Genomic DNA, 14,788 nt, shown 5'->3' with positions numbered 1-14,788 from the left:
AGTTGTCTTGCCGTGGTCAACGTGGCCGATTGTACCAATGTTGATATGCGGCTTGGTTCTCTCATACTTCTGCTTTGCCATGATAATTTCTCCTATTTAGAATTATTTGCAATAATTTGTTGTAAAACTTCATATTTCCGCCCGAGTAACCTCATGCGAGATTATAGATTATTTTGTAACCTTCTCCTTCAAGCTCTCCGGAAGCTTGTCGAAGTGGTCGAACTGCATTACGTACACACCACGTCCCTGTGTCTTGGAACGCAAGTCTGTAGCGTATCCGAACATCTCGGATAGCGGGACGAAACCTCTTACGATAGCTGCTCCGTTGTTGATGTCAGAGCCTTCGATAGATCCTCGTCTGGCACTGATATCTCCGATGATGTCACCCATGTTGTTTTCAGGCACAGTAACCTCTACCTTGAAAATCGGCTCGAGCAGCACCGGCTTTGCCTTCTTGCACGCTTCCTTGAAGCCCATGGTGGCTGCAATTTTAAACGCCATCTCTGACGAGTCCACCTCGTGGTAAGAACCGTCGTACAGGTCCACCCCAACGTCTACAATCTGGTAGCCTGCGACAGGTCCGTTCTGCATTGCTGCGATCATTCCCTCCTCAATCTTCGGGATGTACTCCTTAGGAATAGCACCGCCTGTGACGGAGTTCTTGAACTCGAAGCCGGAACCTGCCTCTCTTGGGTATAGTCTGAACTTAACGTGTCCGTACTGACCGGAACCACCGGACTGTTTCTTGTGCTTGTAATCCTCATCAACCTCAGCGGTAATCGTCTCCTTGTAGGATACCATCGGCTTGCCTACGTTTGCCTCTACCTTGAACTCTCTGAGAAGTCTATCAACGATAATCTCGAGATGAAGCTCACCCATTCCGGCGATGATAGTCTGTCCGGTATCCGGGTTAGTGTATGTTCTGAAGGTTGGATCTTCCTCAGCCAGCTTGGAGAGAGCAATACCCATCTTCTCCTGACCGGCCTTGGTCTTAGGCTCAATAGCAATCTCGATTACCGGATCCGGGAATTCCATAGATTCGAGGATGATCGGTTTCTTCTCATCACAGAGCGTATCTCCTGTTGTAGTCTGCTTGAGACCTACAGCTGCAGCAATATCTCCGGCGTAAACCTTCTCGATTTCCTCTCTGTGGTTAGCGTGCATCTGAAGGATTCTTCCGATTCTCTCACGCTTACCCTTAGTCGCATTGTATACGTACGAACCCGTCTCAAGTGTTCCGGAGTAAACTCTGAAGAACGCGAGTTTTCCTACGTATGGGTCTGCTACAATCTTGAACGCAAGCGCCGAGAACGGCTCCTTATCGCTCGAATGTCTAACATCCTCTTCATCTGTGTCGGGGTTAACACCGCCAATAGAAGGAATGTCTGTCGGTGCCGGCATGTAATCCACAACGCCATCCAGCATCATCTGAACACCCTTGTTCTTGTATGCAGATCCGCAGAATACAGGGAAAATATTTCCTGCGATCGTTTCTCTTCTGATGACGGCCTTGAGCTCCTCGTTGGATATCTCCTCTCCCTCGAGGTACTTCATAGTCAGCTCCTCATCGAGCTCTGCGACAGCCTCAACCATCTTGTCATGCCAAGCCTGTGCCTCTCCCATCATATTGTCAGGGATATCAACTATGTCGAACTCCTTACCTGTTGCATCATTCTTGTCGTAAACCTCAGCCTTCATTGTGACGAGGTCGATGATTCCTTCGAACATGTTCTCGGATCCGATAGGAATCTGTACAGGAACCGCATTAGCTCTCAGTCTATCGTGAATAGTATCGAGTACGTGGAAGAAATTTGCACCGAGAATGTCCATCTTATTGACGAAGATCATCCTTGGTACGCCATACTTCTCAGCCTGTCTCCATACTGTTTCGGACTGAGGCTCAACGCCCTCCTTAGCACTCAATACCATTACCGCACCATCGAGTACACGCAGCGATCTCTCTACCTCTACAGTAAAGTCTACGTGTCCCGGCGTATCGATAATGTTGATTCTTGTGCCCTTCCATTGAGCGGTAGTAGCAGCAGAGGTAATTGTAATACCACGCTCCTGCTCCTGAGCCATATAGTCCATGGTAGCAGCACCATCATGAGTCTCACCGATCTTATGAGTCTTTCCTGTGTAATAAAGGATTCTCTCAGTCGTTGTTGTCTTTCCGGCATCGATATGAGCCATGATTCCAATATTTCTGGTATTTTCTAGAGTAAATTGTCTAGCCATAAATCCTCCTTCCTGCTATTATCTCATTTCTATCAGGTGTGTCATCTCTGATTACCACCTGTAGTGTGCAAACGCCTTATTAGCCTCAGCCATCTTATGAGTGTCTTCCTTTCTCTTCACAGATGCACCTGTGTTGTTGGAAGCGTCCATAAGCTCGTGAGCTAATCTCTCAGCCATGGTTCTCTCACCTCTAAGTCTTGTGAACTTTGTGAGCCAACGCAGGGCTAGAGTCTGTCTTCTCTCAGGTCTAACCTCGATAGGAACCTGATAGTTTGCACCGCCGACTCTTCTTGCTTTAACTTCTAGTACAGGCATGATGTTGCTCATTGCCTTCTCAAATACTTCCAGCGGTTCCTCGCCTGTGGATTCCTTGATCTGGTCAAATGCATCGTAAACGATTGCCTGGGCTACGCCCTTCTTCCCGTCCAGCATAATGCTGTTGATCAGCTTTGAAACCACTACGCTACCGTATACTGGATCCGGAAGTACTTCTCTCTTTGGTACGTTACCTTTTCTTGGCACTTCTCTTCCCTCCTTAAGTCCACGGGGTACTCGGCCTGTTTCTGTCGCTGGCCGTGTGCGCCTTAATATCATATATTAAGGACAATATCCCGAAATCAATTACTTCTTAGGTCTCTTTGCTCCATACTTGGAACGTCTCTGACCACGACCCGATACGCCGGCAGCGTCAAGTGTTCCTCTAACGATGTGATATCTTACACCCGGGAGGTCCTTAACTCTTCCGCCTCTGATAAGTACAACACTGTGCTCCTGTAGGTTGTGACCGATTCCAGGGATATATGCTGTTACTTCGATACCGTTAGTCAAACGAACTCTCGCAACTTTTCTCAGTGCTGAGTTAGGCTTCTTAGGAGTTACAGTCTTAACTGCAACGCAGACTCCCCTCTTCTGAGGTGAATTTACGTCAGTAAGGGTCTTCTTAAGGTTGTTCATGTTCTTGCCAAGAGCCGGTGAACCTGACTTCTTAACTGCACTCTTTCTGCCCTGACGAACTAATTGGTTAATAGTAGGCATTATTGTCTCCTTTCTTATAAAATTTACTCATTCAAACCCGCAGTGGCTGATTGGACAGCCCCCGCGCAGTATATTGAACCTGTATAGTATAACAGCCGATGCACTGAATTGTCAATGCATCGGCTGTACATTATGAATTTGTACGATTTACAGCTCTTAGAGCTCCGTATTACTCCTCAATGCCGTCGTACAGCACGCCGGACTGAGGCTTAAGGTTAGCTGACGGCATCTTTAAAACCATGTTCTCACCATCAAAGCTCGACTGCATCAGAGGCTCATTTTCACCGTAATCTACGTCAACTGCTCCGTAACGCTTCATACCTGTTCCGGCGGGGATCAGCTTACCAATCATGACGTTCTCCTTGAGTCCGTCCAGGTGGTCAGTCTTACCCTTAACTGCAGCGTCTGTCAGGACACGAGTAGTCTCCTGGAAGGATGCGGCAGATAGGAACGAGCTTGTAGCAAGAGCTGCCTTAGTGATGCCAAGTAACTGGCGCTCATATGTAGCAGGCTCGCTGTTCTCCGGATCAATTGCCGCGTTAGCCTTGTTGATCTCGTTGATGCTGTACATGCTGCCCGGCAGGAGGTTGGTATCCCCGGCCTTCTCAATCTTGTACTTGGACAGCATCTGAGATGCAATAACTTCAACATGCTTGTCGTTGATATCTACACCCTGCTGTCTGTATACTCTCTGAACCTCGCGCAGCAAGTACTCATATACTCCCTGTACGCCGAGGATTCTCATTACATCATGAGGATCAAGCGGTCCCTTTGTAATCTGCCCGCCGGCTTTGACCTTATCACCAACCTTGACGTTAAGTCTTGAGCCGTAAGGAATGATGTACTCATGATCCCCATCCTTCTCTCTGACAACAACGCTTGTTCTGTTGTCATCTGTAGGCTCGATGGATACAACATCTCCGTCTCCCTCGCAGATCTCAGCAAGTCCCTTAGGCTTTCTGGCCTCGAACAGCTCCTCGACTCTTGGAAGACCCTGTGTGATATCGCTGCCGGCTACACCTCCGGTGTGGAACGTTCGCATTGTCAGCTGAGTACCCGGCTCACCTATCGACTGAGCAGCAATGATGCCAACTGTCTCACCCGGGAGCACTGCAGTTCCCGTTGCGAGGTTCCTGCCGTAGCACTTAGCGCAAACTCCACGCTCAGCCTTACAAGTCATGACAGATCTGATCTTGACAGCTTCAACTCCGGCAGCTTCGATTGCCTCGGCAACATTGTCCTGAATGAAATCTCCTGCCTTCGCCAGGCTTTCACCTGTCTCAGGATGAACAACATCCTCAGTGATGTATCTGCCTGCAATCCTCTGTGCCAACGGCTCGATTACTTCCTTGCCATCTGTAAATGCCTGTATCTTAACACCCTCATCCGATCCGCAGTCGTCCTCTGTAACGATTACACTGTGCGAGATATCTACAAGCCTCCTTGTCAGATATCCAGAATCCGCTGTACGCAGCGCTGTGTCCGCAAGTCCCTTACGCGCACCGTTGGATGAAATGAAGTACTCCAGAATCGATAGTCCTTCGCGGAAGTTGGCCTTGATAGGAATCTCTACCGTGTGACCTGTGGCATTAGCCATCAAGCCTCTCATGCCGCCGACCTGGCTGATCTGAGATTTATTACCTCTGGCTCCGGAGTTAGCCATGATAAACAGGTTGTTGAGGGATCCGAGGGAATCCATCAGAGCATCAGCAACATTGTCGGTTGCGTCCTTCCACGTCCTGATGATTCTATCGTAACGCTCCTTGTCCGTCATCAGACCCCGTCTGTATGCCGCCTCGAACTTATCCACCTGCTTATCGGCAGCTGCAACGATTTCAGCCTTCTCCTCCGGAATCTCCATATCGGAAACGCTGATAGTAACAGCAGCCTTGGTGGAATATTTGTATCCAATGCCCTTAACGTAGTCGAGCATCAGAACTGTCCTTGTGTTGCCGTGTTTCTTGAAGCACTTGTCGATGATAACACCGAGCTTCTTCTTATCGCAGAGGAAGTCCACCTCCAGCGAATATGGATCCTCTTCTCTATTTACAAAGCCCATATCCTGAGGAAGTCCCTGGTTGAAGATGAATCTGCCTACGGTAGACTCTACCAGCTTGCCCGGGTCTCCAGGGAACGCACGTCTTCTAACCTTGACCTTAGCGTGGATACCAACCGTGTGGTTCTGGTAAGCCATGAGCATCTCATCGATGTCTGTAAAGCACTTGCCATCACCCTTCTCGTTCTCCAGATTACGATTCTCCGTACCCTCGTGTGTGAGGTAGTAGCTTCCGAGTATCATATCCTGAGTAGGGATTGTGATCGGTGATCCATCCTTAGGCGCCAGGATGTTGTTGACAGACAGCATGAGGAATCTGGCCTCTGCCTGTGCCTCTACGGATAGAGGTACGTGGACAGCCATCTGGTCTCCGTCGAAATCGGCGTTAAACGCCGTACAAACGAGCGGGTGGAGCTTAATAGCCTTGCCCTCTACCAGAACCGGCTCGAAGGCCTGAATTCCCAGTCTGTGCAGTGTAGGAGCACGGTTGAGCAGCACAGGATGATCCTTGATTACATAGTCGAGAACATCCCATACCTCGGGCTTCATCTTCTCGACCATTGTCTTGGCGCTCTTGATGTTATGTGCATACTCCTGCTGTACCAGCTCCTTCATGATGAAGGGCTTGAACAGCTCTAGAGCCATTGTCTTAGGCAGACCGCACTGGTAGAACTTGAGCTCAGGTCCTACTACGATTACGGAACGGCCCGAATAGTCAACACGCTTACCGAGCAGATTCTGACGGAAACGTCCCTGCTTACCCTTGAGCATGTCGGACAACGACTTGAGCTGTCTGCCCGCAGCACCTGTCACGGCCCTTCCTCTTCTGCCGTTGTCAATCAGAGAGTCAACCGACTCCTGCAGCATTCTCTTCTCGTTTCTGACGATTATATCAGGAGCTCCAAGCTCGAGCAGCTTCTTGAGTCTGTTGTTTCTGTTAATAACTCTTCTATATAGGTCGTTGAGGTCGGATGTAGCAAATCTGCCACCTTCAAGCTGCACCATAGGTCTCAGATCCGGCGGGATTACCGGAACTACATCGAGAATCATCCACTCGGGTCTGTTTCCGGACTGCTTGAGAGCCTCGATCACCTCAAGCCTCTTAACCAGACGGATTCTCTTCTGTCCGGTAGCCTTCTTGAGCTGCTCACGGAGAACTTCGGTCTCCTCGTCTACATCAATATTTTCGAGAAGCTTTTTGATTGCCTCAGCTCCCATCGCTGCCTCAAAATTCTTGCCGTAAATCTCGCGAGCTTCATTATACTGGTTTTCTTCGATTATCTGTTTGTACTCGAACGGAGTCTCTCCCGGGTCAGTTACGATATATGCTGCAAAATACAGCACTCTCTCGAGCTGCTTAGGAGTGATATCGAGCACGAGGCCGATTCTTGAAGGAATTCCCTTGAAGTACCAGATATGAGATACAGGACTAACGAGCTGAATGTGTCCCATTCTCTCTCTTCTAACCTTGGACTTCGTTACCTCAACTCCGCAATAAGGGCACACAATGCCCTTAAAGCGAATCTTGTTATATTTACCACAGGAGCATACCCAGTCCTTAGTCGGCCCGAAGATCTTCTCGCAGAAGAGTCCGTCCCGTTCAGGCTTGAGAGTTCTGTAGTTGATAGTCTCCGGCTTAGTCACCTCGCCGTGAGACCACTCAAGCATCTTCTCTGTTGAAGCCAACTTGATCTGCAGGGATTCAAAATTTCTAAGATCTTGATTGTTATCGTTTTTAGTCATGCTTCCCCCTTATTTACTCATCAATAGCTTCGTCGCTTGTACCGATTATCTCGTCAAGACTTACCATTTCCGGCTCATCATCGTCATCCGATACCTCAGGTACATCCTCTGTGTCTGCATCAAGTACTGCAGTTAACTTATCCAGAATGCTCAGATCCGGCTCGTCATCAGCGTCATCTGCCTCATCAGCATCATCGTAGACGTCTTCCTGTGCCTGCTTAGCAAGCATCTCCTCTTCTTGTTCGCGCTCACGCTCCTGCATAGCCTCTGTACGCCTGTCAGCTTCCTTCAGCATACGATCTACTGAGGCAGGCTCATCGTACTCGGATGTATCCTTGAGCTTAATTTCCCTGTTGTCACCGGACATCACTCTAACGTCAAGTGCCAATGCCTGAAGCTCCTTGATGAGCACCTTGAAGGACTCAGGAATTCCCGGCTTAGGAATATTCTTACCCTTTACGATCGCTTCGTAGGTCTTGACACGTCCAATGATATCGTCGGACTTAACAGTCAGAATCTCCTGGAGTGTATAAGCAGCTCCATAAGCCTCGAGAGCCCACACCTCCATCTCTCCAAATCTCTGACCGCCGAACTGAGCCTTACCACCGAGCGGTTGCTGGGTTACCAGCGAGTAAGGACCTGTGCTTCTGGCGTGAATCTTGTCGTCTACAAGGTGGTGCAGCTTGAGCATGTACATGTATCCGACAGTTACCGGGCTATCGAAATACTCACCGGTTCTGCCGTCTCTCAAGTTGAGCTTGCCCGTCTTGGGATATCCGCACTCATCAAGGAGATTGATTACGTCAGTCTCGCTTGCTCCATCGAAGACGGGAGTCGAGATGTACCAGCCCTTAGTCTTAGCGGCGAGCCCCAGATGAACCTCGAGCACCTGTCCGACATTCATTCGGGAAGGTACTCCCAGTGGGTTAAGCATTACCTGCAAAGTCTCACCATCTTCCTTGAATGGCATATCCTCCTCGGGTAGGATTCTGGAAATTACACCCTTGTTACCGTGACGACCCGCCATCTTATCTCCGACGTTGATCTTCCTCTTTGTAACTATGTAAACTCTTACGATCTTGTTTACTCCCGGCGGAAGCTCTGAACTGTTCTCTCTTGTAAATTCTCTTACGTCGATGACGATACCCGTCTCACCGTGAGGAACCTTGAGAGAAGTATCTCTTACTTCCTTGGACTTTTCACCGAAGATAGCGCGCAGCATTCTAACCTCCGCAGTCAGATCTGTCTCGCTCTTAGGTGTCAGTTTTCCAACAAGGATATCCGAGGACTTGACTTCTGCACCAATTCTGATAATTCCGTCCTCATCGAGTTCCTTGAGAGCCTCTTCACTGAGGTTAGGGATATCTCTGGTGATTTCCTCCGGCCCAAGCTTAGTGTCACGAGCCTCGCACTCGTACTTAACAATATGCAGCGATGTTAGAACGTCGTCCATGAGCAGTCGCTCATTGAGAATGATAGCATCCTCGTAGTTGTATCCTTCCCATGTCATGAATCCGATAAGCAGGTTCTTACCGAGGGAAATCTCTCCCATGTTGGTGGAAGGTCCATCTGCCAGAACCTCGCCTGCCTCAACATGCTCGCCGTGAGCAACGATCGGCCTCTGGTTGATGCATGTTCCCTGGTTGGATCTCTTGAACTTGAGCAGCTTGTACTCATCAAGCTCGCCGTTGTCATCTCTGCGAACTCTTATGTACTGTGCATCTATGAACTCGATTGTACCGGCTGCCTTGGCCAGCAATACCGCGCCGGAGTCACAAGCAGCCTTGTACTCGATCCCTGTTCCAACGTACGGAGCCTCTGTCACGAGCAACGGCACAGCCTGTCTCTGCATGTTGGAGCCCATCAGAGCACGGTTAGCGTCGTCGTTCTCAAGGAACGGAATCATAGCTGTCGCAACGGACACTACCTGCTTAGGAGAAACGTCCATGTAGTCGACATCAGATCTTTTTGCAAGAGTAATCTCTCCCTTGATGCCTCTTACAGCTACCTTGTTATTTACAAAATGGCCTTCAGTATCAAGCGGTTCGTTGGCCTGAGCCACTATCATGAGCTCCTCGTCGTCTGCGGACAGATAATCAACCTGCTCGGTTACAATACCTGTAGCCTTGTCAACCCTGCGGTATGGAGTCTCGATGAAGCCATACTCGTTGATGATGCCGTATGTTGTGAGAGAACCGATAAGCCCGATGTTAGGGCCTTCCGGTGTCTCAACAGGGCACATTCTGCCGTAATGTGTATAGTGAACATCGCGCACCTCGAATCCGGCTCTCTCTCTGGATAGGCCGCCGGGTCCAAGTGCGGAAAGCCTTCTCTTGTGAGTCAGCTCTGCAAGAGGGTTGTTCTGATCCATAAACTGTGACAGCTGAGAGCTGCCAAAGAATTCCTTGACTGCTGCAGTTACAGGTCTGATATTGATGAGCTGCTGAGGGGTTGCGTTCTCAGTTGTCATTCTCTCCCTGACCGATCTCTCCATCCTTGCAAATCCAATACGGAACTGATTCTGCAACAGTTCTCCGACAGATCTGAGTCTGCGGTTGCCGAGGTGGTCGATGTCATCCGTCTCACCGATATCATATGTCAGGTTGAGAAAGTAGCTCACAGACGCAACGATATCGTCGTGAATAATGTGCTTTGGCGAGAGTTCATTCTTGCGAGATGCGATTGCAGTCTTGAGCGCATCCTCATCTCCGGCAGCCTGCTCGATTATTTCCATGAGAACCGGGTAGTAAACCTTCTCGGAGAGTTTGTACGGAGCGAGATTGAGGTCGATATACTTGGTCGGGTCAACGAAATTGTTACCGATAACCTTAACTATCTCATCATCCTCAGTCTTGCTGTATACGTATGCAAAAGCGACGCCGGCATCCTCAATCTCCATGGCTCTCTTGCGTGAGATGAACTCGTCCTTCTCAACGAGAACCTCCCCCGTAGCCGGATCGATGATGGATTGAGCAGCTGTCGTTTCAACCAGTCTGTTGTGGATACCCAGCTTCTTATTGTACTTGTATCTACCAACCTTTGCGAGATCGTATCTGCGGGAATCAAACAGGAGCGAATTAACCATAGATCTGGCATTCTCAACCGTTGGAGGATCTCCGGGTCTAAGTCTCTTGTAAATCTCTTTGACACCGTCATCTGCATTCTTGGTGCTGTCCTTCTCAAAGGTTCTTAGTAGAGCGGGATTCTCGCCAAAGGTTTCGAGGATCTCGTCGTTTGAGCTCATCCCCATCGCTCTCAGGAACGACGTGAGCGGAAGCTTTCTGGTTCTATCAACTCTTACATACAGAACGCCTGCAGAGTCTGTCTCATACTCGAGCCAAGCACCTCTGTTAGGAATAATAGTCGAAGAATAGAGCTTATTGTTCGACTTATCTGTATCAAACTCAAAATACGGTCCCGGAGATCTTACAAGCTGTGTTACGATAGCTCGCTCCGCACCGTTGTATATGAATGTGCCTTTTTCTGTCATCAATGGGAAGTCTCCCATGAAAACATCTTGTTCCTTGATTTCGAGAGTTTCCCTGTTTATCAATCTTACCTTGACCGTCAGAGATGTAGCGTAGGTGGCATCACGCTCTTTGCATTCCTCCTGATCGTACTTAGGTGTATCTGAGAAGGAGTAGTCCGCGAACTCCAGGCTCAAAGTATTGGTGGTGTCCCTGATCGGAGATACATCTTCCAGAACTTCGGCCAGTCCTTCTTCGACAAACCACTTGTATGACTTAGTCTGAATATCAATGAGGTTCGGCATCTCGCAAACTTCGTTGATTTTGGCGAAAGTCATACGTTCTTTCCTTCCAACTTTTACAGGTTTTGGCATGTTATCACTCCTTGTTATATAAGAAAAAACGTCTCCATAGCAACTTATTATTATAGTGCAAGGTTGTAAATTATTCAAGCTCTCTAACGGGCATATTATGTATTTTTTGTAATATTTCGATACTTTAGAGTCGGAAAACTACAAAAAACACACAGGCGCCGATAGCTTATCCGGCAATCACGCTGTGAACTCCCGAGCCCTCTTGGCGTGTAGTTTTATTTTGTAATTTGTGTAGGCACTTTTCAAGCTTCATTAAATAGCAAGAATTGGGCTCCCGTAACCAGGAGCCCAATCCCTATTATTGTGTTATTCGATTATTTAAGCTCTACTGTAGCTCCAACCGCCTCAAGTGCTTCCTTGAGAGCGTTAGCTTCAGTAGCATCAATGTTCTCCTTAATGTTAGCAGGTGCTCCGTCAACAAGCTCCTTAGCTTCCTTAAGTCCAAGACCGGTAGCTTCTCTTACAGCCTTAATAACCTTGATCTTCTGGTCACCGACACCTGCAAGAACTACTGTGAACTCTGTTTGCTCCTCAGCAGCGTCTGCTCCACCGGCAGCCGGTGCTGCAACTACAGCTGCAGCTGCAGATACTCCGAACTCCTCTTCGCAAGCCTGAACGAGCTCGTTGATCTCAAGAATGGTCATACCCTTTAGGGCTTCAATGATCTGATTCTTATCCATTTTATTTCTCCTTTTGTCTAAATTTGCTGATATCTCAGCCTCGATATGTCGATACTTCGACGAAATGTCTAAATGTTTGTTGCTATTTTCAGCTTATGCCTCAGCAGTCTCTCCTGCCGGTGCTTCGCCCTCATCAGCAATTGCCTTGAATGTTCTAACAAGCTGTGAGATAGGCGACTGAATGCTTCCCATGAAACGTGCGATAAGCTCTTCTCTTGATGGGATATCTGCAAGTGTTTCAACCTGCTTAGCGTCATATACTGAACCATCAACGAATCCGCCCTTAAATGACATCTTGTTGTACTGCTTCATTGCCTTCTTGAGAAGTCTGGCAGCTGCTGTAGCATCCTCTTCACAGAATGCGAATGCACTGGATCCCTTGAGTGCATCGCCAAGAGCTTCGTACTCTGTTCCGGCGATTGCACGCTTTACAAGTGTATTCTTATATACAGTTAGGCTTACACCGTTCTCTCTAAGAGTTCTTCTTAGTTCGTCAGCTTCAGCTACCGTAATTCCAAGATAGTCTACAACTACAACTGATATGGATTTTTCAAATTTTTCTTTAATCTCGTCGACAATCAGCTGCTTTGCGTTCTTTGCTTCTACAGACATTTGGTCTCCTTTCCTGAACACTTTGTGTCCATATTTGTGGTTTACCTATTCGGTCTTGTGTGTCAATACCAAGTACGGTACAAATAACCCCGCTGCGAGACAGCGGGGAACAAATTTATGTTTGTACCTCGGTGGGAAATTAAGCTTTCGCTCCCACTGTCTACGGTTGATATTCGATTATTAACACCGGCCGACTATTAGCTTAGGGATGCTGTGCTGATCTTAACTCCGGGACCCATTGTCGATGCAATAGTAACGCTCTTGAAATATTGACCCTTAGCAGCTGCAGGCTTAGCCTTTGCAACAACCTGAATCAGAGCATTAGCGTTATCTGCAAGCTGCGCCTCGGTGAATGAGCACTTGCCGATGATCACATGGATAATGTTAGCCTTGTCAAGACGGTACTCAACTTTACCTGCTTTGATCTCTTCGAGCGCCTTCTGTACATCCATCGTTACAGTACCCGACTTAGGGTTTGGCATAAGTCCCTTAGGACCGAGAACCTTACCGAGACGTCCTACAACGCCCATCATGTCCGGTGTAGCAACTACTGAATCAAAGTCGAACCAGTTCTCCTTCTGGATCTTTTCTGCGAGATCCTCTGCGCCTACGTAATCTGCGCCGGCCGCCTGAGCTTCTTCAGCCTTAGCGCCCTTAGCAAAAACAAGAACTTTCTTGCTCTTACCTGTTCCGTGCGGAAGTACGGTTGCGCCTCTAACCTGCTGGTCTGCGTGTCTTCCGTCTACACCGAGACGAATGTGCATCTCAACAGTCTCATCAAACTTTGCATTTGCAAAGCTTTTAACGTTCTTTACAGCCTCTGCAACATCATAAGCCTGCGACTTATCGAAAGACTCCGTGATTGCGCTGTATCTTTTACTTTTCTTAGCCATATTTCCTCCTTGTGGTTCTAACGACGCTTCTCAACAAACGTCTCCCACCGGTTACTCTGTTACGGTGACTCCCATGCTGCGAGCTGTTCCCTTGATCATGTCAGTAGCTGCCTCAAGTGTAGCTGCATTGAGATCCTGCAGCTTAGTCTTCGCAATCTCCTCTGCCTGTGCGTAAGTAATCGAAGCTACCTTGGTCTTGTTAGGTTCGCCCGATGCCTTATCAATACCGGCTGCCTTCTTGATAAGCACTGCTGCCGGCGGAGTCTTGCACACGAATGTGAATGATCTGTCGCTGTAAACCGTAATCACAACCGGAATGATCATCCCCTGCTGATCCTGAGTCTTAGCATTGAACTGCTTACAGAAGTCCATGATGTTAACGCTCTTCTGACCTAGGGCCGGACCAACCGGTGGTGCAGGTGTTGCGCCTCCCGCAGGGATCTGAAGCTTAATATAGCCGTCGATCTTTTTTGCCATCTTATTCTCCTTTCTCTGAGACTGTGGTTCTCAGTTAGTTAAGTTTTCCCACCTGCGAGAACTCAAGCTCTACAGGTGTATCTCTACCGAACATCGACACCTTAGCCCTTACAATCTGCTTGTCGGGACTGATATCCTCTACGATACCCATCTGACCCTCGAAAGGGCCGCCGATAATGCGGATTGTATCGCCAATCTCGACATCCAGGTCGATACGCATCTTCTCAACACCCATCCTAACCACTTCTTCCTTGGTTAGCGGAATAGGATCCGAACCGTGACCTACGAATCCCGTAACCCCCTCTGTGTTACGCACGAGGTACCAGGTCTCGTTATTAACGATCATCTTAATTACTACGTAGCCCGGGTAGAGCTTTCTAGTCTTGACCTTGCGCTGGCCATTTTTTATCTCAACTCTATCCTCTGTGGGAATTGCGACCTCAAGGATGAGGTCCTGCATTCCTCTATACTCTACCATCTTCTCAATGTTCGTCTTAACTTTGTTTTCATAACCAGAATACGTATGGATCACGTACCACTTAGCGGTACCATCTCCACGCAGACCTTCGCCTTCAAGTGGTGACAGCGTTGTGCCGCCCGTATTCAAGTTGTCGGTCTTCTCTGTCATGTGTGTCTCCTTCTAGCCTATTTCGAGAGTGTGATTCCGAGAAGCTTCTTGAGGACAGCCAGAAAGCCTGTGTCCATCCCCCAGAAAAGAAGGGAGAAGAAAATGCACACACCGAACACAACTACTGTGTCCTTAACCAGTTCTTGCCTCGTCGGCCACACTACCTTGGCCATCTCCTGTTTAACACCAGTGAAATATCCAATGATACCTCCACGCGACTTGCGCTGTTCAGGTCTATTAGTATTCTTCTCCGACTGAGTTTCGTTACCACCTCTGGATACTTTTTCATTGTTGTTTGCCATGATGTTCCCTCGACTACTTAGTCTCCTTGTGAAGAGTTTCCTTGCCACAGAACTTACAATACTTCATAAGCTCAATTCTGTCAGGATTGTTCTTCTTGTTCTTAGTTGTGTTGTAGTTCCTCTGCTTGCACTCTGTGCACGCCAATGTAATCTTATTTCTCAAGGTGATGACCTCCTTTGCAAATATATATGTAAGCTAATTGCTTCTCTCAACTCAAAAGTCAGAGCCCGCCATGCAAGCTCTGTCGTGAATTCATAAAGTAGCCTTATAATAATACGCTGA

At 48.2% G+C, this 14,788-nt stretch carries 12 protein-coding genes and 1 other annotated feature; all 12 genes read right to left on the bottom strand.

What is annotated here, in order from left to right; genetic code table 11:
* Positions 1-168: 168 nt before the first annotated feature.
* The 12 genes from fusA to rpmG all read right to left on the bottom strand — a co-directional run bounded on the left by fusA (position 169) and on the right by rpmG (position 14,668).
* Complete coding sequence (gene fusA, locus HMPREF0581_RS01805) at positions 169-2,238, bottom strand: elongation factor G (protein WP_009643572.1); 2,070 nt, start codon at positions 2,236-2,238, stop codon at positions 169-171.
* A 51-nt stretch (positions 2,239-2,289) separates the two neighbouring features.
* Positions 2,290-2,760: a 30S ribosomal protein S7 gene (gene rpsG / locus HMPREF0581_RS01800; RefSeq protein WP_009643582.1), complete on the bottom strand. Its 471-nt coding sequence runs from the start codon at positions 2,758-2,760 to the stop codon at positions 2,290-2,292.
* A gap of 99 nt (positions 2,761-2,859) precedes the next feature.
* On the bottom strand, positions 2,860-3,273 hold the full coding sequence (gene rpsL, locus HMPREF0581_RS01795) for a 30S ribosomal protein S12 (RefSeq protein WP_009643583.1): 414 nt from the start codon (positions 3,271-3,273) through the stop codon (positions 2,860-2,862).
* 169 nt (positions 3,274-3,442) lie between these two features.
* Positions 3,443-7,072 carry a DNA-directed RNA polymerase subunit beta' gene (gene rpoC, locus HMPREF0581_RS01790; protein ID WP_009643600.1) on the bottom strand — a complete coding sequence of 1,210 codons (3,630 nt, stop codon included), beginning with the start codon at positions 7,070-7,072 and terminating at the stop codon, positions 3,443-3,445.
* 13 nt (positions 7,073-7,085) lie between these two features.
* Positions 7,086-10,913 carry a DNA-directed RNA polymerase subunit beta gene (gene rpoB / locus HMPREF0581_RS01785; RefSeq protein WP_036379777.1) on the bottom strand — a complete coding sequence of 1,276 codons (3,828 nt, stop codon included), beginning with the start codon at positions 10,911-10,913 and terminating at the stop codon, positions 7,086-7,088.
* Positions 10,914-11,227: 314 nt separating this feature from the next.
* On the bottom strand, positions 11,228-11,593 hold the full coding sequence (gene rplL, locus HMPREF0581_RS01780; protein WP_036379776.1) for a 50S ribosomal protein L7/L12: 366 nt from the start codon (positions 11,591-11,593) through the stop codon (positions 11,228-11,230).
* A gap of 93 nt (positions 11,594-11,686) precedes the next feature.
* A complete protein-coding gene (gene rplJ, locus HMPREF0581_RS01775; RefSeq protein WP_036379774.1) occupies positions 11,687-12,205 on the bottom strand; it encodes a 50S ribosomal protein L10 in 519 nt (172 codons plus the stop codon).
* Between the two features lie 71 nt (positions 12,206-12,276).
* Positions 12,277-12,389: a sequence feature (ribosomal protein L10 leader region), on the bottom strand.
* A 13-nt stretch (positions 12,390-12,402) separates the two neighbouring features.
* Positions 12,403-13,098 carry a 50S ribosomal protein L1 gene (gene rplA / locus HMPREF0581_RS01770; RefSeq protein ID WP_036379771.1) on the bottom strand — a complete coding sequence of 232 codons (696 nt, stop codon included), beginning with the start codon at positions 13,096-13,098 and terminating at the stop codon, positions 12,403-12,405.
* Between the two features lie 51 nt (positions 13,099-13,149).
* Entirely contained in the window at positions 13,150-13,575 is a 426-nt protein-coding gene (gene rplK / locus HMPREF0581_RS01765; protein ID WP_009643571.1) for a 50S ribosomal protein L11, read from the bottom strand.
* 34 nt (positions 13,576-13,609) lie between these two features.
* Positions 13,610-14,203, bottom strand: coding sequence for a transcription termination/antitermination protein NusG (nusG, locus tag HMPREF0581_RS01760; protein ID WP_009643573.1), 594 nt, complete (start codon positions 14,201-14,203; stop codon positions 13,610-13,612).
* A gap of 17 nt (positions 14,204-14,220) precedes the next feature.
* Positions 14,221-14,505 (bottom strand): preprotein translocase subunit SecE, encoded by a 285-nt coding sequence (secE, locus tag HMPREF0581_RS01755; RefSeq protein WP_009643595.1) that lies wholly within the window; start codon positions 14,503-14,505, stop codon positions 14,221-14,223.
* Between the two features lie 13 nt (positions 14,506-14,518).
* Positions 14,519-14,668, bottom strand: a complete 150-nt coding sequence (rpmG, locus tag HMPREF0581_RS01750) for a 50S ribosomal protein L33 (RefSeq protein WP_009643586.1) — start codon at positions 14,666-14,668, stop codon at positions 14,519-14,521.
* Positions 14,669-14,788 lie beyond the last annotated feature (120 nt).

Source organism: Mogibacterium timidum ATCC 33093, from assembly GCF_000525775.1.
GTDB lineage: Bacteria > Bacillota > Clostridia > Peptostreptococcales > Anaerovoracaceae > Mogibacterium > Mogibacterium timidum.
This window is presented reverse-complemented; position numbering and strand designations above follow the sequence as displayed.